Raw genomic sequence first — 21,046 nt, forward strand, 5'->3', positions numbered from 1 at the left:
CTGCGTCCAGCGGCTGCTACCGTTGCCTGCTGTCCTACTACAACCAGCCCGACCACGAACTGATCGACCGCACCAGCGCACGAGGCGCGCGCAGCTTCTGATCGACGCTGGCCCGCGGTGAACGTCGCGTCCACCGGCACCGCCACGAGCTCCAGCGCAGCCATCGGCCGGACACGCCTTGGCGCAGGCGGCGCGACCACTGCCTGCCCCCGACGCCAAACCGCTTGACCCTGGCCGGCACCACGAGTTCACCGCCGTCTGGCGCGACTGGCGGGTGGCGCTCTGCCGCCGCGCCCGTACCGCCCGACGCTGCAGCTGCGCATGCCGACGCGACATGGGCTGCACCCTGTCAGCTGCCCTGGGACGGCGCGATGCCTTCCGGCCGACCTGTCGCGCGCTCCTGAAGGCCTGATCCCTTATGACGCCACCGTTTTGCCCCCGGCGACCTGGTCTTCGCGCGCGGCCGCGAATGGGTCGCCCTGCCCGCGCCCGCAGCGAGACCTCGCTGGCCCTGCGCCCCCTGTCCGGCGCGAGAAGCGGACGCCATCCTCCTCGACCCGCGGCTGGAGCTCAGTCCGGTCCGCCCCGCCACGCTTCGACCTGCCCGCCGATGCCCGCCACCACCCTGCAGTCACGCGCCGCCCTTCTAGCCGACGCCCTGCGCCTCACCCTGCGCCGAGGCGCCGGCCCCTTCCGCTCCGCCGCCCACCTCGCGTTCGAGCCGCGCGTCCTATCAGCTTGTCCCCCTCCTCATGGCGCTCCGCCATGCCCGTGCCGCGCCTCCTGATCGCCGACGACGTCGGCATCGGCAAAACCATCGAGGCCGGCCTGATCCTGCGCGAACTCATCGATCGTGGCGAGGTCGATCGCCTTCGCCGTTCTGTGCCCGCCGCATCTCGTGCGAGCAATGGGTGCGCGAGCTGCAGATCCGCTTCGGCATCGACGCCGTCGCCGTCACCTCCGGCACGGCCGCCCGCCTGGAGCGCGGCCTGCCCGCTGTCGCAGACGCTGTTCGACGCCCATCCCTTCACCGTCGTCTAGTCTCGACTACATCAAGGCCGAGAAACGCCGCGACGATTTCGCCCGCGCCTGCCCCGCCTTCGTCATCGTGGACGAGGCGCATTCCTGCGTCGGCACCCACCAGGGCCGGCAGCAGCGTTTCGACCTCCTCAGCGGACCTCGCCAAGCGATCCCGAACGCGCCTGATCCTGCTCACCGCCACACCCCACTCGCGGCGACGAAGAGGCCTTCGCCCGCCTGCTCTCGCCTCATCTCGACCCGAATTCGCCACCGTCCACTTCGACAGACGCCGAAGTTCCGCGAACGCCTCGCCCGCCATTTCGTCCAGCGCCGCCGCATCGACCTCGTGCAGGCCCGCGAATGGGGCGAAGACCGCACCTTCCCCGAGCACAAAACGCGCCGATCGCGACTACCGCCTCGACGCCGGCTCACCTCGCCTTCCACGAGGCCGTGCTCGACTACTGCTTCGGCGTCGTCGCACCGCGCCGGCGGCGGCCAGCGCGAACGCCGCCTCGCCTTCTGGGGCACGCTCGCGCTGATGCGCTGCGTCGGCTCCTCGCCCGCCGCCGCCGCTGTCCGCCCTGCGCAACCGCGCTCGCCGACCGACCCCGACCGGCTGGAGCCCCAAGTCTATCGACGAGGACGGCGACGACGAAGACGCCGTCGACGTCGAACCCGGCCAGCTTCGACCGCCGATCGAAGACCTGCCGCGCCTAGCTGTCGCCATGGCCGAGAGCCTTGTCCGCACGCCCCGATCCCAAGGCTCGACGGCCGCTGATCGGCCTTCTGAAGCCCCTGATCGCCAAGGGCACGAACCCCGTCGTCTTCTGCCGCTTCATCGCCACCGCCGAACATGTCGCGCGACGCCCTCCGCCAAGGCCTTCCCGAAACTCCGACGTCGAGGCCGTCACCGGTGCCCTGACCGCCGACGACCGGCGCGACCGCGTGGCCGACCATGGGCGACGGCGACGCAACGCATCCTCGTCGCCACCGATTGCCTGTCCGAGGGCATCAACCTTCAAGCAGCTCTTCGACGCCGTCATCCACTACGACCTGTCGTGGAACCCCACCCGCCACCAGCAGCGCGAAGGCCGCGTCGACCGCTTCGGCCAGCCCTCGCCCCGCGTCCGTTCGGTCCTGATGTTCTCGCCCGACAGCGCCATCGACGGCGCCGTGCTCGAGGTGATCCTGCGCAAGGCCCGACGCGATCCAGCAAGGCGACCGGCGTCACCGTGCCCCTGCCCGACGAACGCGGCCCGGTCACCGACGCGCTGATGAACGCCATGCTCCTGCGGCGCGGCGGCACAGCAGCAGATGAGCCTTCGACCTGCGGCTCGACGACGGCACGCAAGCAGATGGATGTCCGCTGGCGCGACGCCGAGGAAAACGAGAAACGCTCCCGCGCCCGCTTCGCCCAGAACGCCATGAAACCGGCCGAGGTTCTACCCGAATGGCAGCGGGCGCGCGCCGTGATGGGCGATCCGGCGGCGACGCTTGGCTTTCGTCGATGCGCGCCCTGCGCGCCTTCGATGCGCCGCTGGATCGGCGGCCCCGCGACATCGGTCGCCCCGCTGGCCCACCTGCCGCAGACCTTGCGCGAACGGCTGGACGAACGGGGGCTGAAGGGGTCGCTGCGGCTCGCGTAAGCGAAGACCCCGCGCCCGCCGGGGCCGACCTGCTGACCCGCACCCATCCGCTGACCGAAACCCTGGCCGAGGGGCTTCTGGAAGGCGCGCTCGACCCATTGGCCCTGCCCGATCTCGGGCTTGGCCGGGTCGGTGCCTGGGTCACCGCCGCCGTGCCGGAACGCACACTGCGTTGCCCTGCTCCGGCTGCGCTTCAAGCTGACGGTGCATGGCCGCCGCGACCGCCTTCTCCTCGCCGAAGAGGCCGCCCTTGTCGCCCTCCAAGGCAACCGGATCATCGCGACCGGCGACGAAGTGCGCGCCTGGCTCGGCCAGCCCGCCGCCGCCGAACTGGCCGCCGCCGCCCGTGACCGGCTCATCGGCCAGGCGCACCAGGCCCTTGCCACGCTGATCCCCGGCCCCCTGGCCGACCACGCCCGCACCCGCGCCGCCGCGCTGCTTGAAGACCACGGCCGCCTGCGCGCAACCCTTGGCATCACCCGCGTCAGCGTCGACCCGGCCCTGCCGCCCGACGTGATCGGCCTCTTCACCCTTCTCCCGGCCGAGGACTGACATGGCCCGCAAACCCACCTCTGCGATCGTCTGGCCCTCGCTTACGCTTGAAGGCAACCTGATCGCCCCCGCCATGCTGGCCCGCATCACCGATCCCGACATCGCCGGGGCCGAGGCCGAAACCTACGGCCTGCGCAAGGGCCTGACATTGCGAGAGGAAATCTCTCAGGCCTACCGCGTCGGCCGGGCGCATTTCGACGATTTCGCAAAGCTCACCCTGCCCTCACCCGAAGCCACCGCCCGCTTCATCCGCGGCCTCCTGACCGAGGCTTTCGGTTTCGCCGACCTCTCCCCGGCCGCCGTCCCGCTGGCCTTCCTTGCCGGTGAAGGCCGCATCCCCGTTGCCGTCTGCCCGCCCTCCGACGGCATCGACAAACGCTCAGCCTTCCTCTCGCTCGACCGCCCGCTCTCGGCCGCCTTCGCGCTGCAGAACCACCTCAACGCCCGGGACGACGCGCTCTGGGGCCTCGCCACCAACGGCCACCACCTGCGCCTGATGCGCGACAACGCCTCCCTCACCCGCCCCGCGCATGTCGAGGCCGACCTGCGCCAGATCTTCGCCACCGAAGACATCGCCTCCTTCACCGCGCTCTGGCTCCTCATCCACCGCTCCCGCTTCGGGCTTGCAGGCACCCCCGCCACCGACTGCACATTGGAACGCTGGCGCGACCAGGGCGCGCGCGAAGGCGAAACCGCCCGCAACCGCCTTGCAGGCCAGGTGGAAGAGGCGCTGAAAATCCTCGGCACCGGCTTTCTCGACGCCAACCCCGACCTGCGCGCCCGCGTCCAGTCGGGCGACATCCCCCTCACCGACTACTTCAACGAGCTTCTCCGCCTCGTCTACCGCCTGATCTTCCTCATGGTGGCCGAGGACCGCGACCTTCTTCACTCCGAAGACACCCCGGCCGAGGCGCGCGACCTTTACCTCAAAGGCTACTCCCTCACCGCGCTGCGCCGCACCGCCACCCGCCGCGCCGCCTGGGACCGCCACACCGACCGCTGGGAAACCATCCGCATCACCTTCGACCGCCTCGCCCGCGGCGAACCCCGCCTCGGCCTCACCGCGCTCGGCGGCCTCTTCGCCCCCACTTCCCTCCACAACCTCCACACCGCCCGCCTGCCAAACCGCGCCTTCCTCCACGCGCTGTGGAAACTCTCCCACCTCTCCGACGGCACCGCCATGGTCCCCGTCAACTGGCGCGCGATGGAGACAGAGGAGCTTGGCTCCGTCTACGAATCCCTCCTCGAACTGCAACCGCAACTCGACGGCACCCGCCTGATCTTCGCCACCGACACGGCCGAGCAAAAGGGGAACCAGCGCAAGACCACCGGCTCCTACTACACCCCCGACAGCCTGGTGCAGGCGCTCATCGACACCGCCCTCGACCCCGTCATTGCGCAACCGCTAGCTGCCAGCCCGCGCCAGACCCCGCCAAGGCCCTCCTCGACCTCACCGTCATGCGACCCCGCCTGCGGCTCCGGCCACTTCCTGCTCGCCGCCGCCCGCCGCATCGCCGAGCCCGCCTCGCCCGCGTCCGCACCGACGGGCACGCCCACCGCCGCCGACTACCGCCACGCCCTGCGCGACGTCGCCGCGCCACTGCCTCTACGGCGTGGACACGCAACCCCATGGCCGTCGAGCTCGCCAAGCGTCGCCCTCTGGATCGAGACCGTCGACCCCGGCAAGCCCCTCGGCTTCCTCGACGCACCACATCCGCTGCGGCGACGCGCTCCTCGGCGTCTTCGACCTGAAGACCCTCGACCAAGGCATCCCCGACGCCGCCTACAAACCCTCTGGCCGGCGACGACAAGACCGCCGCGAAATACTACGCTTCAGGCCAACCGCGACGCAAAGTCGGGCCAGCGCAGCGCCGGTGACAAGGGCCTGCCCGAACTTCCCGCCCTTGCCGCCGACTACACCGGCTTCCGCGACCTCGCCGAGGATACCCTCGAACAGGTTCAGGCCAAGGGCGCCCGCTACGACGCCTACCGCAACTCGCAGCGCTTCCACCTGGATGAGATGGCCTGCGACCTTTACACCGCCGCCTTCCTTTTGCCGAAGACCGCCATCCCCCCCTCGCGCGGCGCCCGCGCCGTCCCCACCTCCGAAGACGTCTGGACTGGCGCACAACGCTCGGGCCAGCGTCTGGGGCCCGCTGATCGGCCATGCCACCGTCGCCCGAACAGCCCGCGCCTTCCACTGGCCGCTGGAGTTTCCCGCACGTCTTCGCCACCGGCGGCTTCGATGTCGTCCTCGGCAACCCGCCGTGGGAGCGCATCAAGCTGCAAGAGCAAGAGTTCTTCGCCGCCCGCTCTCCCGCCATCGCCACCGCCGCGAACAAGGCCGCCCGCGACCGCCTGATCAAATCCCTTGCGCTGGCCGACGAAGGCACCCCCGACCGCGCGCTTTATGATGAGTTTCAGCAGGCCAAGCGCCTGGCCGAGGCCAGTTCCGAATTCATGCGCCTGCCCGAGTTCGAGGATTTCACCGGCAAGGACCGCGTGGTTCGCAAGCGACCGCTGGGGGGCCGCTTCCCGCTGACCGGCCGGGGCGACGTGAACACCTACGCGCTGTTTGCCGAGCTTTTTGCGCGCCTCACCGGGCCAAAGGGCCGCTCCGGCGTGATCGTGCCCACCGGCATCGCCACCGACGCCACCACCGCGCCGTTCTTCGCCGACCTCGTGGCGAAACAGCGCCTGTCGCAACTGGTGGATTTCGAGAACCGCGCCGGCCTCTTCCCCGCCGTCGACAGCCGCATGAAGTTCTGCCTCCTGACCCTTGGCCGCAACGAACCCCTCGCCCGCTTCGCCTTCTTCCTGACCGAACCTTCGCAACTGGCAGAGCCTGAGAGGAACTTCACCCTCTCCCCCGCCCAGATCGCGAGGCTCAACCCCAACACCCGCACCGCCCCGGTCTTCCGCAGCCGCAAGGACGCCGAACTCACCGCCCGCATCTACAACGCCGCCCCCGTGCTGATCGAAGAGGCGAAGGGGGAGGAGGGGAACCCGTGGAACATGACCTTCCACACTCGTATCTGGCACATGGCCGAGGACTCCGAATGGTTCCGTACCGCCGCGCAACTCACTGCCGAGGGGCTGATCCGCGACGGCGTGAACTGGCGCAGGTCGGGGCCTGCCCCGACGACGCCCTCAGAAACCTTCGTCCCACTCTATGAGGCGAAGATGACCCTACATTTCGATCACCGCGCAGCCGGATATGGGTCAAGAGGCGATGACCGTGGATACCGCGTCCTCCCGGAAACCACCGAAGGCGAGCACCAAGACCCGCTCTTTGAACCTGAACCCTTCTACTGGGTTCTGGAAGCTGAGGTCGAACGTCGCCTGAGTGAGATGTCTTGGTCGCGCGGTTGGCTGACTGGCTGGAAGGACGTAACCTCCAACACGAATGAGCGCACTGCGATCTTCTCAATTGTACCGCGTGTCGCGGTCGGGCATTCGATGCCGCTCATGTTCCCCGGATGTGATCCAAGTCTAGTTGGCCCACTGATTGCGAACCTGTCCGCAATGGTCCTGGACTATGTCGCCCGAATAAAGGTCTCTGGCCTGCATCTGACTTCCGGTAACCTCAAGCAGTTCCCCATCCTCCCCCCCAGCTTCTACACCCCCGAAAAACTCGCCTTCCTCACCCCCCGGGTGCTGGAGCTGACCTATACCTCCCACGCGCTGGCCCCCTTTGCGGCCGACCTGGGCCACGACGGCCCGCCCTTCCCCTGGGATGACGCCCGCCGCGCCACGCTGCGCGCCGATCTCGACGCCTTCTTCGCCCGCGCCTACCGCCTGTCGCGCGAGGACCTGGCGTATATCCTCGACCCCGCCGACGTCATGGGCGAGGACTACCCGTCCGAGACCTTCCGCGTCCTGAAGGAAAAGGAGACCCGCAGCATGGGCGAATACCGCACCCGCCGCCTGGTGCTGAAGGCCTGGGACCGGATGGAAGCGGACGGCACCTTTGCAGGGATGGGGATGTAGCGATGGCCATTCCCCAGTATCCCGGCGGTGACATGCCCCCGCGCCGCCCCCGCGACAGCGAAGACCTGTTCGACTGGGCCGAAGATGAAGACGCCGCCATAAACCGCCCGCTGATCGACCAGCTGATTAACGCGACGCGGCTATACGATACGGCCGAAGCGCGGCAAGATATGCTCGATTTCGTCGTCCGCTTTCGCAGCGTGGCCCCCTTCAATGCGATGCTCTTGCAGGCCCAGCGCCCCGGCCTGACCCATGCCGCCACGGCAAGTGACTGGCAGGTCCGGTTCAACCGCCGTCCCACGGCGACCGCCCGGCCGCTGATCATCCTGCGGACGATGGGGCCGGTGGATTTCGTCTTCGACGTCCTCGACACCGAAGGCGACCCGCTGCCCGCCGGGGCCTTTGTCTTTCCCACATTCGGGTCAGTGCCGGAAACCGACTGGGCCGCCATCCTGTCGCGGGTGCGCAAGGCGTTCACGGTGCATCTGCCAAAGGACGGCGACGGCCGCGCCGGGATGATCCGCCGTCAGGCCGGGCCAAAGGGCAAGCCGGAGTATGAGGTGTTCCTGAACGCCGGCCACCCGCCAGCGACGCAGTTCGTGACGCTGGCGCATGAACTGGCGCATCTTTATCTCGGGCATCTGGGCGAAGATCGCCGGTTGCGCGTGTCCGACCGGCGGTTCGGCTCTCATGCCCAGGATGAGGTGGAGGCCGAGATGACCGCCTGGATCGTCGCCCGCCGCGCAGGCGTGACGCCGCTGTCCGAAAAGTATCTTGGCGACTACATCGACGGGTTTCTCTCGTTCGACCAGTCCGTCGTGTTGCGGGCGGTGAATGCGGTGGAAACCGCGATGGGGATGTCGTCAACGCAGATGTGGAAACGTGGGGTTTGACCGGATGGCCTGTGGCGCAATCCCTAACAAATCCCTAACGCCCAAAGCCAACCCCTTGGAATCCTTTGCGTCCGCCTCCCTACCCAGCGCGGGCCCCCCCTGTCCCGGATGACCCCAGATGCCCGCCCCCAGCCCCCTCGATTTCGACATCCGCACCCCTGCCGCGATGCAGTCCTGGAACACCGGCTTCACCCGCGCCCTGCCCGAGGAGGGGGCCTGGCTCCCCTTCCAGTCGACCCGCAGCCCCGCGACGATCTGGATCGCCGCCCGGAAAGAGGGCACCTCCCCCGCCCCGGTGGAGTGGTTCCTCGCCCTCGACCACGCCGCCGCCCTGCAGGCCCTCTCGCTCCCCGCCGCCCCCGTGCCCGGCCCCGGCCTCGCCCGGATCTCGCTGCCCTCCACCCTCGCCCTGTTCGAGACCCTCTCCCGCCTCTACCCCCTGATCCACAGCCTCCCCTTCTCCCTCGCCGCCACCTTTGCGGCCGCCACCGCCAACCTCCCCGCCACGACCGAGGCCGAACGCCTGACCATCCAGCGGATCGGCCAGGACCTCTTCCGCGACGCCCTCATGCGGCAGTGGAACGCCCGCTGCCCCCTGACCGGCATAACCGACCCCGCCCTCCTCCGCGCCTCGCACATCAAGCCCTGGGCCGACTGCACCACCGACGCCGAACGGCTGGATCCGATGAACGGCCTCCTCCTCTCGGCCCTCTGGGACGCCGCCTTCGACCGCGGCCTGGTCAGCTTTGCCGACACCGGCGCGGCCCTCTACTCCGAGACGCTGTCTGCCGAGGCCCGCATTCTCCTGCCCGCCAAGGCCCAGCTTCCCCTCCCCCCGCCCACTCACCCTACCTCGCCTGGCACCGCGTGAAGTACGGTTTCCGCTGACCTACTAGCAGAGCCACTTCCGGCTGGCTGGCAAGAATGGCAAGCTGATTCAATCCATGACGATTGCAGGCAGCGCTTCGGCTGACAGCCGAAGCAATGAGAAAGTGTATCCGGATCTGTATCCGAACCCCTACGCCGGAAGAAAACGCCATTAAAAATCAATATGTTAATGAAAGTCTGTGGCGGAGGATTTGGGCCTGCCGTCTAACCTTCTCCCGCAGACTAAGCGCATCAATGCACGCTCAGAACGCCCGACCCGCCAAGGCTTCGGCGGATCGGGAAGGGCCCTTGCCGGCCAAAGGCCCCTCAGTCGATCCCCAGCCGTTTCTTCACGATGCGCAGGCCCGGCGACCGGTCATAGGACCGATACAGCTCTTCCCGCAGGGCGGGCGCCGGCGTGGCGTTGATGTTCTCGAACAGGGCCACGCGCATCGCATGCGGGCTGCAGGTCATGTCCCAGATCAGGTTGAACAGCTTGTTCTTCGTCCAGGCGTCCATGCGATAGCCCGGCAGGTATTCGTCGAGCATCCCCTTGACGTCGGCCCGCTCCCACGTTTCGCGCGGGACGCGGCCGATCAGGCCCTGTCCGCTGAGGTCGCGCAGCGTCTGCATGATCCGGGGATAATGCTCGATCGAGAACAGCCGTCCGGCGGTGACGTAGCCGTGGTTGGGCAACATGACGCCGCTTTCGGTCGGCGCACAGTTCTCGACCGCCGCTTGCATCATGCCGCGCAGGATGGCCGAATATTGCACGACCTCGGCCACCATCTGCCGCACGGCGGGGATGTGGTCGGTTCCCAGTGCATCGACGATCATCTGCGCCGCGCCGGCGAAGATTTCCGCACGATAGGACAGGCGGTTGGCGATCTTCCAGAAGGCGAACTGGCCCAGGGTGGTATAGGAATTGACCGTCGCCGCGTTCTTGTAGCTGAACACGTATTCCCAGGGCACGAATACATTGTCGAAGATCAGAACGCAGTCCGACTCCTCGCCCAGGCTGTCGATCGGGTGGTCGTCGATGTTCTCGAACCCCGTGGTCAGCTGTTCACGCTGAAGATAGCGCAGGCCCGGCGCGTTGGCGGGCAGCGCCGCCCAGATCCGGGAATCCTCGGGCGGGTTCTGCGATGGGGGCGGCATCGAGATCGTGCCGATGTTGCCCTGCGCCAGGTTCGATGCCGCAGCCTTGGCCCCATGCAGGATCACCCCGTCCTTGCGCTCTTCTACGACGCGCAGGCGGCCCTTCATCTCTTCGGGCGCCAGCTTCCGGTTGGCCTGGATGTCGGCCACGATGTCGGCGCTCATCAGGTTGTTGCGGCGGCCGACCTTGATGAAATTCTCGACCTTGGCGAGCGCATCCTTGTCGCCCTTCGAGATCAGGTGGTTCCAGGCTACGAACGAGATCGCCTTGGTGGCACCGTAATCCGGCGGGCGGCCGAACACGCCAAAGGTCTGCGACGTGGTCAGGCGGATGGCGCGCTCATGCGCATAGAGATCCTCTTTGGTCCGCGGGATCAGCCAGGCGGTGGAAAACCGTTCGCCCGTCGCAGGGTCGATGGAGGTCACCTCGTCGCGCGTCGCCGGATCGAACTGCGCATCGTAATAGGACGCCACCGTGTCAATTCCGCGTGCAAGCGTCGGAACCTGGGTAACATCCCCAACCTCTTTGCCGTCCACGATCACGACGCGACCATCCCGCAGGCTTTCGCGATACATCCGGCCATCACGCAAATTCGGCTCTACGGCATGAGCGGGAACAACCTTGCTGACCACGTACTCTTTGGTCAAGTTTTGGTCGACTTTCACGTTCATTATTTCCTCCCTCTGGTCGGATGGGGCCGACTTCGAGATTGTCACATGCGGCAATCCAATATAAAAATACTATATCTTCATGGACGGGATAGGCTGGCGCTATGGAATTGTCCTTTCGGAAGCTGCGGTACTTCGTGACCGCGGCGGAGCACGGCAACATCACAAGCGCGGCTCAGGCGCTCAACGTCTCGCAGCCGTCCATTTCCGTGGCAATCTCGCAGTTGGAAGAGGAGCTGAAGGCACAGCTTTTTCTGCGCTACCATTCCAAAGGCATTGCGCCCACCCCCATAGGTCGTGTGGCGCTTCAGCAGGCACGCGATCTGTTGAGTCGGGTAGACGATTTCGTGCGCACGGTTCAGGAAGCCAACCTGGAAATCAGGGGCAACCTCCATGTGGCTTGCCTGAACAACCTCTCGCCGCTCTACTTCGGGGAAATCCTGGCCAAGTTCCGCAACCTCCACCCCGAGGTCACGATCCAGTTCCGCGATGTTGCCCAAGAAGAACTGGTCGAGGGTGTCAGGCTGGGCGAATTTGAGTTGGGGGTGACTTACGATCTTCTACCAGAGGACAATATCACCCTCACGACTCTGGTACAGACCGTACCCTATCTGCTTCTGTCGGCCGACCATCGCTTCGCCGGGCAAAAGGAGATCACGCTTCATTCGCTGGAAAACGATCCCTGCGTATTACCGGATCTGACGATCAGCCGTCGATATTTTAAATCCCTGTTCGATGCTGTGCAGATTACACCGAACATATGTTTCCGCACCACGACCATTGAAGCAGCGCGGAGTTTTGTGGCGAATGGATTGGGCTACTCCATTTTAACTCAGCCGATACCCTCCCTTGAGGTTTTCGATGGCAAGCGTTTGGTTCGGGCGCGAATTGCCGAACCCGTTCCACCTGTTCGCATAGTCTGCATCCAGAATTCCGACCTGCAACTGAGACCCGTGGCCGAGGCGTTCAAGACCTTCCTGCAGGCCGAATTCAGCAAGAAGAGCGGCGACTTCGGCCTTTGAGGCGGACCGGCCACTCAACCGGCGAACCTGTCGCGCAAGAGGTTTTTCTGAACCTTGCCCATCGTGTTGCGCGGCAGTTCGGGGACGAAGACGACACGCTTGGGTTGCTTGAAGCGGGCCAGACGGCCAGCCAGGGCCGCGGTGATGTCGGCCTCGGTCAGGGTCGGGCGCCCCGTGGGCACGACAACCGCCGTGACCGCCGTCGCCGAAATCCGTGTGCGGCACGCCGATGACGGCGGATTCCAGCACGCCGGGAATCGCGTCGATCTCGGCCTCAACCTCTTTGGGATAGACGTTGTAGCCGCCGGTGATGATCAGATCCTTGCCGCGCCCGACGATGTGGACATAGCCGCTCTCGTCGATACGGCCCAGGTCGCCGGTGATGAAGAAGCCGTTGGGCGCGCAGCTCGGCGGCGGTCTTGTCCGGCATCCGCCAGTAGCCCCTGAACACGTTGGGGCCGCGCACCTCGATCATGCCGATCTCGCCCTGCGGGCAGCACGGCCCCTGCTTCGGGATCGGGTCACGATGACTTCGACTCCCGGCAGCGGCAGGCCGACGGTTCCGGCGACGCGGTCGCCCGCATAGGGGTTCGAGGTGTTCATGTTGGTTTCGGTCATGCCATAGCGTTCCAGAATGGCGTGCCCGGTCCGGGCCTGCCATTCCGCGGTGCGTCTCGGCCAAGCAGCGGCGCCGAGCCTGACACGAAAAGCCGCATGTTTGCCGTGACTTCGGGCGTCGAGCCGCGGGTCGTCCAGCAGCCGGGTGTAGAAGGTCGGCACGCCCATCAGCACGCGTAGCGCGCGGCATCCAGTCCAGGATGACGTCGATGTCGAATTTCGGCAGGAAGATCATCGTCGCGCCGCGAAAACAGCGTCACGTTGGTGGCGACGAACAGGCCGTGGGTGTGAAAGATCGGCAGGGCATGGATCAGCACGTCGTCGGGGCGTGAAGCTGCCAGACCTCGCGCAGCGCCATGGCGTTGGACACCAGATTGCCATGGGTCAGCATCGCCCCCTTGGACCGCCCCGTGGTGCCCGAGGTGTAAAGCAGCGCAGCCAGATCGTCGGGCGCGCGGGGAACCGTCGCGAAATCATCGGTGGCGGCATCCGTCGCCGTGGCGAGGCTGCCTTGGCCCGCAGCATCCAGCGTCAAAAGCCGCGCCCCCACCTTGGCGGCGCAATCCGCCAGATCCCCCGCCCGCGCAGGGTCGCAGACCAGGATCGCCGGTTCGGCGTCGCCGATGAAGTAATCCATCTCGGCCGTGGTATAGCCGGTGTTCAAGGGCAGATAGACGCCCCCCGCCCGCACCGTCGCGAGGTAAAGGATGATCGCCTCGACCGATTTTTCCACCTGCGCCGCCAGACGATCCCCGGGCTTCAGCCCAAGGCCCGCCAGCGCCTGCGCCATCCGAGCGGTGCGCCGGACCAGATCGCCATAGGTGATCTGCTGGCAGGACAGGGTCTCGATCGCCGTGGCGTCGGGGTCGGTGATCGTGCGGGCCAGGGTGTCGAACAGGTTGGCGGTCATGGATTGTCCTCTTGCAGCATCAGCCTTTCCGCCCCGACAGCGCGGCCTTCACGCTGTCCGAGGCGGCAACATGGCCGCGTTCGGCAAAGCCTTCGTGGTTCGCCTCGATCTGGCCGGGATCGTACAGGTAGTTCACCATCAGCCCATGCGACTGGCGCAGGCCGTTGGCCGACACATCGCCCAGGTGGTTCAGCCGCTCAAGTCGGGCGCCATTGCCCAGATGGAACCGCGCCACCGGGTCGACCACGCGCTTGCCCTTGTCGCGGGCGCGCAGGAAATAGCTTGCGGCCGCCGCCAGAAGCGGCGCGCGCAGCGCCTCGGCCAGGGCTGCGTCGCGGTGCCAGTCGGGCTGGTCCAGGGCCGCCAGGGCAAGGCGCTGGTCCTGGGTGATCAGGTCGGACGCCGGATCGCCCCGCTGAACCTCCAGCCAGGCGGCAAAACCGGGCACGGGCGAGAGCGTCACGAAGCTGCGCACATTGGGAAGTTCGGCCTTCAGATCTTCGACCACCTGCTTGATCAGGAAATTGCCGAAGGACACCCCGGCAAGTCCCCGCTGCGTGTTCGAGATCGAATAGAACACCGCCGTATCCGCCTCATCGGCCCGGATCGGCGCGCGGCGCAGGTCCAGAAGGCCCGCCACCTTGTCGGGAATGGTGCGGGTCAGCGCCACTTCCACGAAGATCAGCGGTTCGTCCACCAGTTGCGGATGAAAGAAGCCATAGCAGCGGCGGTCGGTGGGTTGCAGGCGGTTGCGCAGGTCATCCCAGTTCTGGATGGCATGCACCGCCTCATACCGGATGATCTTTTCCAGGATGCTGGCCGGCGTGTTCCAGTCGATCGTCCGCAACCCCAGAAAGCCCCGGTTGAACCACGAGGCGAAGAGATGGGCGAAATCGTTGTCCACCCGACGCAGGTCGGGGCTGTCGCGCACATGGCGCAACAGATCCTCGCGCATGCGAACCAGCGCGGCCGTGCCGCCGGGCGCCAGGTTCAGACGGCACAGCAACTCTTGCCGACGGGGCTCGGCAGCGCTGTGAAGGGCTTCCAGAGCTTCGGGAGAGTCAGGCGCCCCCTGAACCCCGGCCAGCGCGGCCTTGACTGCCTTGGCATCCGGGCCGAAATCGCGGGCCAGCGATGTCAGGAAATCCAGGCGCGCCGCGGGATCAGCATCCTGATAGGCGGCAAGCAAGGCCCGGGCGATCACCACGCCCGAGGCCTCGCCCCGACGCGACAGCAGCCGTTCGCCCAGTTCCGTCAGGTTCGGCGCCGGGACCGCCCCCGGCCCCGCCCCCTCGCGCCAGCCCAGAAGCCGGCGCCCCCGGTCGGTCAGGCTTTCGAACAGGTCACCCAGCAGCGCCGGGCGGCGGTGGCCTTGCAGGGTCGCGGGCATCCCGTCACCGCGACAGGCTTGGAGCGACCGTGCCCAGTTCCGGGATCGGACCGTCGTAATGCGGCATCCGGTCGACATGCGGTTGCCACAGGTTCTGCGCCACCAGACTGCGGACATGGGCCGCGATCTCTTCCATCGGCGCGAACCAGACCTTGCCCTTGTTCAGCATGTATTCGATGAACTGCGAAATCGCGTGGGCCCGCGCCAGCCGCCCCGACAGGAACGGGTGCCAGATCGGCACGAACATCCCGCCATATTCCCAGGCGGCGTCGAATTCGGCCCGGAAGCCTTCCATCGCCTGCGTCGGGGCCTTGATCGGCATGATGTAGTTGAAGTCGCGCGAGGCCATGTAATGCGGGAAATCGTCGACGCCGTAATGCGTTGGCAGTTCGACCACGCTGCCCCGCCCGTTGGACAGCAGATAGGGCACATCATTGCCCATCAGCGAGGCGTCATAGTCGAAGCCGCCATCGACCAGATGGTTGATGGTGGTGGACGAGAACTTGTAGGTCGGCGCGCGCATGCCGCGTGGCTTCTTGCCGGTGAACTTCTCGATCACCTCGCTGGCGCGCTGGATCCAGTAGATCTGCTGATCCTCGGGCAATTCGTTCGGATGTTCGTGCAGATAGCCGTGATGGCCGATTTCGTGGCCGTCCCGCAGGATCATCTCCATCGTGTGCGGATAGCGTTCGATGCACCAGGCCGGGACAAAGAAGGTCTGGCGCAGGCCGAACCGGCGATACATGTCCAGGATGCGCGGCGTGGCGATTTCCGGGCCATAGCGCAGCATGGAACTGGCCGCGACGCGGTTATGCGCGCTGGAATGATGCGCCAGATGCAGGATGCTGTCGGCATCTTCGTCGAAGGTCAGCGAGACGGCGCATCTTGCGCCATTGGGCCAGGGGGGCGGGTTCTTGATCATGTCGGGTCCAGTCCGGGTTAATGGGTGGTCAAGGCGGGCGACGCGGCCACGGGGACGCGCGGCAGGATCGGGGTGATGCGGCCAAGGCCCAGCACCTGTTCGGCGAACCGCCCGCCGGCCAGGCACTGCGCATCGCTGCGCGGCGCGGCCAGAATTTGCAGGCCGACGGGCAGGCCGTCTTTGGTGAACCCGCAAGGGATGGACAGCGCCGGGCAGCAGGAGATGGTCGCCGCATAGACGATGGCCAGCCAGTCGATGTACGTCTCGAAGGCAACGCCGTCGCAGTGCGTCACATGCTTCTGGTCCACCGGGAAGGGTGGCACGATGGTCGTCGGGCAAAGCAGCAGGTCATATCCGGCAAAGAACGCCCGCATCCGGTTCTTCAGGACGACGCGCTGCGCTTCGGCCCGGGCGATCTGGTCGACCGTCAGCGCCAGGCCCTTTTCGATGTTCCAGACGACATCCGGCTTGAACTGGTGGCGATGCGCGGGCAGCAGTCGCCCGAACGAGGTGGCATAGGACAGGGCCCGCAAGACCTGGAAACACTCATGCGCTTCGGAGAGGTCGGGGTGCGTTTCCTCGACGATGACACCCTCGCCCGCCAGCCGTTCCGCCGCCGCCCGGGTGATGCGGGCAACCTCGGGGTCCACTGGCGTCAGGCCCAGCGTCGCCGAATAGGCGATGCGCGCGGGCTTCCACCCCGATTGCACCGCTTGCCGGTATTGCCCCGGCACGGCGGGCAAGGACAGTGGGTCGGCCGGATGGTCGCCCGCCATCGCATCCATCAGCAGGGCAAGATCGCGGACATTGCGGGCCATCGGCCCCTCCACGCTCAGCGTGCCGTCGATCTGCGCCTTGGGCGTAGCGGCCACCCGCCCGATGGACGGGCGCAGCCCCACGACGCCGCAGAACGAGGCCGGATTGCGCAGCGATCCGCCCATGTCCGAGCCATGCGCCACCCAGGCCATGCCGCTGGCCAGCGCCGCCGCCGCCCCGCCCGACGACCCGGCCGAGGATTTCGACGTATCCCAAGGGTTCCGCGTGACCCCGAAGACCGCGTTGAAGGTCTGCCCCCCTGCCCCGAACTCCGGCGTGTTCGACTTGGCGAAGACGATGCCGCCCTGGTCCTCGATCCTCTCCACCAAAAGGTTCGAGGTCTGCGGGACATGATCGGCAAAGGCCAGCGAGCCATAGGTGGTGCGCACCTCGGCCACGTCGGTCAGGTCCTTGATCGGCAAGGGCAGGCCCGCCAGGGCCCCCCGCTCGGTCCGGGGGCGAGCCAGCAGTCGGTCCGCCGCCTGCCGCGCCCGGTCCAGGCACAGCGTCGGCAAGGCGTTCACCAGCGGATCGACCTGGGCAATCCGCTGCTCCAGCGCATCCAGCAGGTCGTGGGGCGACAGGGTGCCATCCTGCAAGGATGCCACCACGTTGCAGGCATCCATCCCGATCAGGTCAGACGTGCTCATGCTTCATCCTTCTGCCGCCGCTTCTCAGGCAGCAGGCTGGGGTCCGGGGCAGTGGGGCACATATGTCAGCCCCCGAGATAGATCTGCCGGATGCGGTCATCGTTCTGCAGATCGCGCGCGCTGCCTTCGACGGCGACGTTGCCCACCTCCAGCACATAGGCGGAATCGGCCAGTTTCAGTGCCTTGCGCGCGTTCTGTTCGACCAGGAGGACGGTGGTTCCCTGCGCCGCAATCGTGCAAATGACCTCGAACACCTGGTTCACGACGATCGGCGCCAGCCCCATCGAGGGTTCGTCGAACATGATGAACCGCGGGTTCGCCATCAGGGCGCGTCCGATGGCGATCATCTGCTGCTCGCCGCCGCTGAAGGTTCCGCCGGCCTGACCGGAGCGTTCCTCAAGCCGCGGAAAGATCGAGAAGACATGCTCAAGCCGTCGCCCGACCTCGCGCTTGTCGGACACGGTGACGGCGCCGACCTCAAGGTTCTCTCGCGCGGTCAGGTTGCCGAAGATCCGGCGCCCCTCGGGCACCATCACCAGGCCTCGCTTCACGATTGATCCGGGGTCCAGCGCCGTGATGTCCTCGCCGTCGAAGCGGATCTTGCCCGACCGCCGTGGCACCAGCCCGAAGATGGATTTCAGCGTGGTCGACTTGCCGGCGCCATTCGCCCCCAAGAGGGCGACGACCTTGCCGACCGGCACCGTGATCGTCACGCGGTCCAGCGCCTGGATAGGCCCGTACCAGCTGGACAGGCCCTGGATCTCAAGCATGTTGCCGCTCATTCCTCGACTCCCAGATAGGCTTCGATGACGCGGCGATCCGCCTTTGCGCCTTCGGGGGTGCCCTCAAAGATCTTCTGCCCGTGGTCGATGACGATGATCCTGTCGCACAGGCTCATCATGAACTTCATGTCATGTTCGATCATGGCCACCGTCAGGCCATTGGCGCGGATGTTGCGGATCGTCTCGGCCAGGCCATCGCGTTCCGAGGCGTTCATCCCCGCCGCCGGTTCGTCCAGCAGCAAGAGCGTCGGATTGCTCATCAGCGCCCGGGCAATCTCCAGCCGGCGCTGCGCGCCATAGGGCAGACTGCCCGCAAGCGCATCGCGCTGGTCATGAAGCGACACCAGCCGCAGGACGCGCTCGGCCTCGTTGTCCAGATGCTGTTGCTGATCGCGATAGCCACCCGTGTGAAAGAACGCGCCCCAGAACTTGTCGCGGACATGGGTATGCGCCCCGACCAGAACGTTCTCCTGCACGGACAGGGTGCCGAACAGCCGGATGTTCTGGAACGTCCGCGCGATGCCACGGGCCGCGATGCGCGAGGGCCGCAGCCCATCCAGGCTTTCGCCCTGGAAAAGGATGCTTCCGCTGGACGGCCGCAACAGCCCGGTCATCAGGTTGAACAGCGTGGTCTTGCCCGCACCGTTCGGCCCGATGATCCCCAGGACTTCGCCGCTGGCCACATGAAAGCTGACGTCGTTCACGGCGTTCAGCCCGCCAAAGCGCTTGCCGAGCCCGCCGACCTGGAACAGGGTCATTGATTGCGCTCCTTTGCTGCCGTGCCGGGTTCGCCCACCAGGCCGCGCAGGCGCTGGACCAGGGCGCGGGCGCTGAAATCGCCCAGAATTCCCTGCGGCCGAAAGATCATCAGCACGACCAGCAAGGCGCCGTAGACCGCCATGCGATAGTCCTCCAGGGGCCGAAGGATTTCGAGGCTCAGCGTCAGCAGGATGGCCCCGCAGACAACGCCCCAGATACTGCCCAGGCCGCCGACGATCAGCATGCAAAGGATCAAGACGGATTCCAGCAGGGTGAAATTGTCCGGGCTGATGAAGGTCTGCCAGGGCGCATAAAGCGTGCCGGCCAGGCCGGCGAACATGGCCCCGACCGTAAAGGCCGCCACCTTGTAACGGCGGGTGTCGATGCCCATGGCCTCGGCCGCCAGTTCGTTGTCGCGCAGCGCGAAGAGGGCCCGGCCGAAGGGCGATCTGGCGATCACAGTGGCGGTGTAGATGACCACAACCACCAGCACCCCGACCAGGTAGTAGAAGGCCGGCTGGCTGTCGAAGGAATACCCGAACAGCTCGGGTGCGGGGATGCCGGGAATGCCCATCGGCCCGCGTGTGACGCTGACCCAGTTCAGCGCCAGAAGTCGCAGCACCTCGGCAAAGCAGATCGTGGCGATGGCCAGGTAATCCCCGCGCAGGCGCAGCGACATGATGCCCAGAAGCGCCCCGATCACCCCGGCCATGGCCGTGCCCGCCACCATCGCGGGCCAGAACGACCAGCCGGCATTCACCATCAGCAGGGCTGTCGTATAGGACCCGAGGCCGAAGAAGGCCGCATGCCCCAGCGACAGGAGGCCGGCGAAGCCTGTGGTGATGTTCAGGCTAAGCGCCAGGATCACATAGAACCCGCTCAGCACGACGATGCGCAAGTGGTAGTCGTTGGTCACCACCCAGGGCAGCACCACCAGGACCGCCACCGCCAGCGCGAGGACCAGTCCCGAGGGGCCGGAGGCGCGGTTTTGCTTTGTCTTGGCCATCACGCGCGATCCCTGGATTTGCCGAACAGCCCGTTGGGCAGGAAGATCAGGAAGGCGAACAGCAAGAGATAGGCAAAGCCGTCGCGGAAGCCCGAGAAGATGTAGCCCGCGCCCAAAGCCTCGGTCACGCCCATCAGCACGCCGCCCAAGAGCGCGCCCGGCAGGCTGCCGATGCCGCCCAGCACCGAGATGCAAAAGGCCTTCAGCGTGGGGGTAAAGCCCATCACGGGCGAGAGGCTGTTGTAGTAGATGGCGGCCAGCATGCCCGCCACGCAGCCCAGGAACGTCCCCAGCACGAAGGTGCCATAGACGACCCGGTCCACGTTGATGCCCATGATGCGGGCCGTGTCCATGTCTTCGGCCGTGGCGCGCATCGCCTTGCCCATCCGGGTGTGGTGCACCAGGTAGTACATCGCGATCGCCAGGATCACGGTCGTGGCGATGACGATCCCCTGCAACAGGAAGACACGCACCGATCCGATCTGGACATAGGGGTTGTCGACCATGACCGGGAAGGGCCGCGCCTGCGCGCCCCAGAGGATCATGGCCAGGTTCTGCAGAAAGATCGACACGCCCAGCGTTGTCAGCAGCATGACCAGCCGGGGCGCGAACAGCACGGGCTTGTAGGCCACCCGCACCACGACCAGCCCCAGGATTCCCGCAAGCGCAATTCCGACGATGATGGACGGCAGGATCGGCAGTCCGGCGTTGAAGGCGCTGACGGCAAGATAGGTGCCGAACATGTAGCCGATGTCGCCATGGGCAAAGTTCGCCAGCCGGATCACGCCGTAGGTCATCGAGAACCCGACCGCCATCAGCGCCAGGAAACTGCCGATCACCAGGCCGTTCAAGAGTTGTTGCAACAGGTAGTCCATCATCGCTCCTTCCGAGGAGAAGCCCGGGCGCTGCATACGCCCGGGCGCGTTGGTCCAGGTTCAGAGCTGCTTTTCGGCCAGGACGATCTGTCCGTCCTTGACGGTCAGAAGGATGATCGGAACTTCGGTGTCGTGATTGGCATCGAACTTGTGCTTGCCCGTCACGCCGCTGAAGCCGTCCATCGTTTCCAGATAGTCGCGGATCGCCTGGCGGCTGACCCCGCCTTCCCGCATCGCCTGCAGCACCATGTTGGTGGCGTCATAGGCCAGGGCGGCATAGGTTTCCGGCTCTTCGCCGAATTTTTCCTTGTAGGCGGCGACGAATTCCAGCGACCCGGGATAGCGTTCGCCATCGGGGTAGTAGAAGCCGGGGAAGATCACGCCTTCCACTGCCGGCCCGCCGAACTTGATCAGCTCGGGCGTGGTGTGAGCTACGCCCCGAAAATCGGACAGTGACGGAAGCTACGATCTGAGGTCTGCTGATCCCCAAGATGAGGAGAT

The 21,046-nt window shown here is 66.4% G+C and carries 22 protein-coding genes; 9 read left to right on the top strand and 13 right to left on the bottom strand.

What is annotated here, in order from left to right:
* Window positions 1-765: 765 nt before the first annotated feature.
* The 7 genes from V9G19_RS08715 (at window position 766) to V9G19_RS08745 (ending at window position 8,972) form a co-directional block, all read left to right on the top strand.
* Complete coding sequence (locus V9G19_RS08715) at window positions 766-1,041, top strand: hypothetical protein (RefSeq protein WP_462285096.1); 276 nt, start codon at window positions 766-768, stop codon at window positions 1,039-1,041.
* A 717-nt stretch (window positions 1,042-1,758) separates the two neighbouring features.
* Window positions 1,759-2,295, top strand: a complete 537-nt coding sequence (locus V9G19_RS08720; RefSeq protein WP_462285097.1) for a C-terminal helicase domain-containing protein — start codon at window positions 1,759-1,761, stop codon at window positions 2,293-2,295.
* On the top strand, window positions 2,253-2,666 hold the full coding sequence (locus tag V9G19_RS08725; RefSeq protein ID WP_462285098.1) for a hypothetical protein: 414 nt from the start codon (window positions 2,253-2,255) through the stop codon (window positions 2,664-2,666). The genes V9G19_RS08720 and V9G19_RS08725 overlap by 43 nt, the downstream gene beginning before the upstream one ends.
* A 132-nt stretch (window positions 2,667-2,798) precedes the next feature.
* On the top strand, window positions 2,799-3,218 hold the full coding sequence (locus tag V9G19_RS08730) for a hypothetical protein (RefSeq protein ID WP_462285099.1): 420 nt from the start codon (window positions 2,799-2,801) through the stop codon (window positions 3,216-3,218).
* Window positions 3,219-5,384: 2,166 nt separating this feature from the next.
* Complete coding sequence (locus V9G19_RS08735) at window positions 5,385-7,208, top strand: Eco57I restriction-modification methylase domain-containing protein (RefSeq protein ID WP_462285100.1); 1,824 nt, start codon at window positions 5,385-5,387, stop codon at window positions 7,206-7,208.
* A gap of 2 nt (window positions 7,209-7,210) precedes the next feature.
* Window positions 7,211-8,101, top strand: a complete 891-nt coding sequence (locus V9G19_RS08740) for an ImmA/IrrE family metallo-endopeptidase (RefSeq protein ID WP_462285101.1) — start codon at window positions 7,211-7,213, stop codon at window positions 8,099-8,101.
* A gap of 118 nt (window positions 8,102-8,219) precedes the next feature.
* Window positions 8,220-8,972: an HNH endonuclease gene (locus tag V9G19_RS08745; RefSeq protein WP_462285102.1), complete on the top strand. Its 753-nt coding sequence runs from the start codon at window positions 8,220-8,222 to the stop codon at window positions 8,970-8,972.
* Window positions 8,973-9,295: 323 nt separating this feature from the next.
* Here V9G19_RS08745 and V9G19_RS08750 read toward each other — a convergent pair whose 3' ends face one another.
* A complete protein-coding gene (locus tag V9G19_RS08750; RefSeq protein WP_462285103.1) occupies window positions 9,296-10,798 on the bottom strand; it encodes a 4-hydroxyphenylacetate 3-hydroxylase N-terminal domain-containing protein in 1,503 nt (500 codons plus the stop codon).
* Between the two features lie 101 nt (window positions 10,799-10,899).
* Between V9G19_RS08750 and V9G19_RS08755 the strand changes: the two genes are divergently transcribed.
* Window positions 10,900-11,817: a LysR family transcriptional regulator gene (locus V9G19_RS08755; protein ID WP_462285104.1), complete on the top strand. Its 918-nt coding sequence runs from the start codon at window positions 10,900-10,902 to the stop codon at window positions 11,815-11,817.
* A gap of 14 nt (window positions 11,818-11,831) precedes the next feature.
* On the opposite strand, the gene V9G19_RS08760 is transcribed toward V9G19_RS08755, so the two are convergent.
* Window positions 11,832-11,999 carry an AMP-binding enzyme gene (locus V9G19_RS08760; protein WP_462285105.1) on the bottom strand — a complete coding sequence of 56 codons (168 nt, stop codon included), beginning with the start codon at window positions 11,997-11,999 and terminating at the stop codon, window positions 11,832-11,834.
* A 10-nt stretch (window positions 12,000-12,009) separates the two neighbouring features.
* Here V9G19_RS08760 and V9G19_RS08765 point away from each other — a divergent pair, with 10 nt between their 5' ends.
* Window positions 12,010-12,264, top strand: coding sequence for a hypothetical protein (locus V9G19_RS08765; protein WP_462285106.1), 255 nt, complete (start codon window positions 12,010-12,012; stop codon window positions 12,262-12,264).
* A gap of 24 nt (window positions 12,265-12,288) precedes the next feature.
* Here the strand turns inward: V9G19_RS08765 and V9G19_RS08770 are convergent, their stop codons facing one another.
* From V9G19_RS08770 to V9G19_RS08820, 11 genes are all read right to left on the bottom strand, one after another.
* Entirely contained in the window at window positions 12,289-12,603 is a 315-nt protein-coding gene (locus V9G19_RS08770) for an AMP-binding protein (protein ID WP_462285107.1), read from the bottom strand.
* Window positions 12,603-12,752 carry a hypothetical protein gene (locus V9G19_RS08775; protein WP_462285108.1) on the bottom strand — a complete coding sequence of 50 codons (150 nt, stop codon included), beginning with the start codon at window positions 12,750-12,752 and terminating at the stop codon, window positions 12,603-12,605. The genes V9G19_RS08770 and V9G19_RS08775 overlap by 1 nt, the downstream gene beginning before the upstream one ends.
* The gene (locus tag V9G19_RS08780; RefSeq protein WP_462285109.1) at window positions 12,746-13,345 is read right to left on the bottom strand and encodes an AMP-binding protein; all 600 of its coding nucleotides are present in this window, start codon (window positions 13,343-13,345) and stop codon (window positions 12,746-12,748) included. Before V9G19_RS08780 ends, V9G19_RS08775 begins: the two co-directional genes overlap by 7 nt.
* A 19-nt stretch (window positions 13,346-13,364) precedes the next feature.
* The gene (locus V9G19_RS08785; RefSeq protein WP_462285110.1) at window positions 13,365-14,735 is read right to left on the bottom strand and encodes a malonyl-CoA decarboxylase; all 1,371 of its coding nucleotides are present in this window, start codon (window positions 14,733-14,735) and stop codon (window positions 13,365-13,367) included.
* 4 nt (window positions 14,736-14,739) lie between these two features.
* The gene (locus V9G19_RS08790; protein ID WP_462285111.1) at window positions 14,740-15,657 is read right to left on the bottom strand and encodes a polysaccharide deacetylase family protein; all 918 of its coding nucleotides are present in this window, start codon (window positions 15,655-15,657) and stop codon (window positions 14,740-14,742) included.
* Window positions 15,658-15,674: 17 nt separating this feature from the next.
* Window positions 15,675-17,123, bottom strand: coding sequence for an amidase (locus V9G19_RS08795; protein ID WP_462285112.1), 1,449 nt, complete (start codon window positions 17,121-17,123; stop codon window positions 15,675-15,677).
* Window positions 17,124-17,188: 65 nt separating this feature from the next.
* Complete coding sequence (locus V9G19_RS08800) at window positions 17,189-17,905, bottom strand: ABC transporter ATP-binding protein (RefSeq protein WP_462285113.1); 717 nt, start codon at window positions 17,903-17,905, stop codon at window positions 17,189-17,191.
* On the bottom strand, window positions 17,902-18,663 hold the full coding sequence (locus V9G19_RS08805; RefSeq protein ID WP_462285114.1) for an ABC transporter ATP-binding protein: 762 nt from the start codon (window positions 18,661-18,663) through the stop codon (window positions 17,902-17,904). Before V9G19_RS08805 ends, V9G19_RS08800 begins: the two co-directional genes overlap by 4 nt.
* Window positions 18,660-19,670, bottom strand: coding sequence for a branched-chain amino acid ABC transporter permease (locus V9G19_RS08810; protein ID WP_462285115.1), 1,011 nt, complete (start codon window positions 19,668-19,670; stop codon window positions 18,660-18,662). Before V9G19_RS08810 ends, V9G19_RS08805 begins: the two co-directional genes overlap by 4 nt.
* Window positions 19,670-20,545 carry a branched-chain amino acid ABC transporter permease gene (locus V9G19_RS08815; protein ID WP_462285116.1) on the bottom strand — a complete coding sequence of 292 codons (876 nt, stop codon included), beginning with the start codon at window positions 20,543-20,545 and terminating at the stop codon, window positions 19,670-19,672. Before V9G19_RS08815 ends, V9G19_RS08810 begins: the two co-directional genes overlap by 1 nt.
* A gap of 60 nt (window positions 20,546-20,605) precedes the next feature.
* The gene (locus V9G19_RS08820; protein ID WP_462285125.1) at window positions 20,606-20,998 is read right to left on the bottom strand and encodes an ABC transporter substrate-binding protein; all 393 of its coding nucleotides are present in this window, start codon (window positions 20,996-20,998) and stop codon (window positions 20,606-20,608) included.
* Window positions 20,999-21,046 lie beyond the last annotated feature (48 nt).

Origin of the sequence: Nostocoides sp. (assembly GCF_037045025.1) — a bacterium.
Classification (GTDB): domain Bacteria; phylum Actinomycetota; class Actinomycetes; order Actinomycetales; family Dermatophilaceae; genus Nostocoides_A.

What these genes read in the sequence shown, in the direction of transcription:
- V9G19_RS08715 (WP_462285096.1), top strand. Translation starts at nt 766, where the DNA reads ATGCCCGTGCCGCGCCTCCTGATCGCCGACGACGTCGGCATCGGCAAA.
- V9G19_RS08735 (WP_462285100.1), top strand. Translation starts at nt 5,385, where the DNA reads ATGCCACCGTCGCCCGAACAGCCCGCGCCTTCCACTGGCCGCTGGAGT.
- V9G19_RS08740 (WP_462285101.1), top strand. Translation starts at nt 7,211, where the DNA reads ATGGCCATTCCCCAGTATCCCGGCGGTGACATGCCCCCGCGCCGCCCC.
- V9G19_RS08745 (WP_462285102.1), top strand. Translation starts at nt 8,220, where the DNA reads ATGCCCGCCCCCAGCCCCCTCGATTTCGACATCCGCACCCCTGCCGCG.
- V9G19_RS08750 (WP_462285103.1), bottom strand. Translation starts at nt 10,798, where the DNA reads ATGAACGTGAAAGTCGACCAAAACTTGACCAAAGAGTACGTGGTCAGC.
- V9G19_RS08755 (WP_462285104.1), top strand. Translation starts at nt 10,900, where the DNA reads ATGGAATTGTCCTTTCGGAAGCTGCGGTACTTCGTGACCGCGGCGGAG.
- V9G19_RS08770 (WP_462285107.1), bottom strand. Translation starts at nt 12,603, where the DNA reads ATGGGCGTGCCGACCTTCTACACCCGGCTGCTGGACGACCCGCGGCTC.
- V9G19_RS08780 (WP_462285109.1), bottom strand. Translation starts at nt 13,345, where the DNA reads ATGACCGCCAACCTGTTCGACACCCTGGCCCGCACGATCACCGACCCC.
- V9G19_RS08785 (WP_462285110.1), bottom strand. Translation starts at nt 14,735, where the DNA reads ATGCCCGCGACCCTGCAAGGCCACCGCCGCCCGGCGCTGCTGGGTGAC.
- V9G19_RS08790 (WP_462285111.1), bottom strand. Translation starts at nt 15,657, where the DNA reads ATGATCAAGAACCCGCCCCCCTGGCCCAATGGCGCAAGATGCGCCGTC.
- V9G19_RS08795 (WP_462285112.1), bottom strand. Translation starts at nt 17,123, where the DNA reads ATGAGCACGTCTGACCTGATCGGGATGGATGCCTGCAACGTGGTGGCA.
- V9G19_RS08800 (WP_462285113.1), bottom strand. Translation starts at nt 17,905, where the DNA reads ATGAGCGGCAACATGCTTGAGATCCAGGGCCTGTCCAGCTGGTACGGG.
- V9G19_RS08805 (WP_462285114.1), bottom strand. Translation starts at nt 18,663, where the DNA reads ATGACCCTGTTCCAGGTCGGCGGGCTCGGCAAGCGCTTTGGCGGGCTG.
- V9G19_RS08810 (WP_462285115.1), bottom strand. Translation starts at nt 19,670, where the DNA reads ATGGCCAAGACAAAGCAAAACCGCGCCTCCGGCCCCTCGGGACTGGTC.
- V9G19_RS08815 (WP_462285116.1), bottom strand. Translation starts at nt 20,545, where the DNA reads ATGGACTACCTGTTGCAACAACTCTTGAACGGCCTGGTGATCGGCAGT.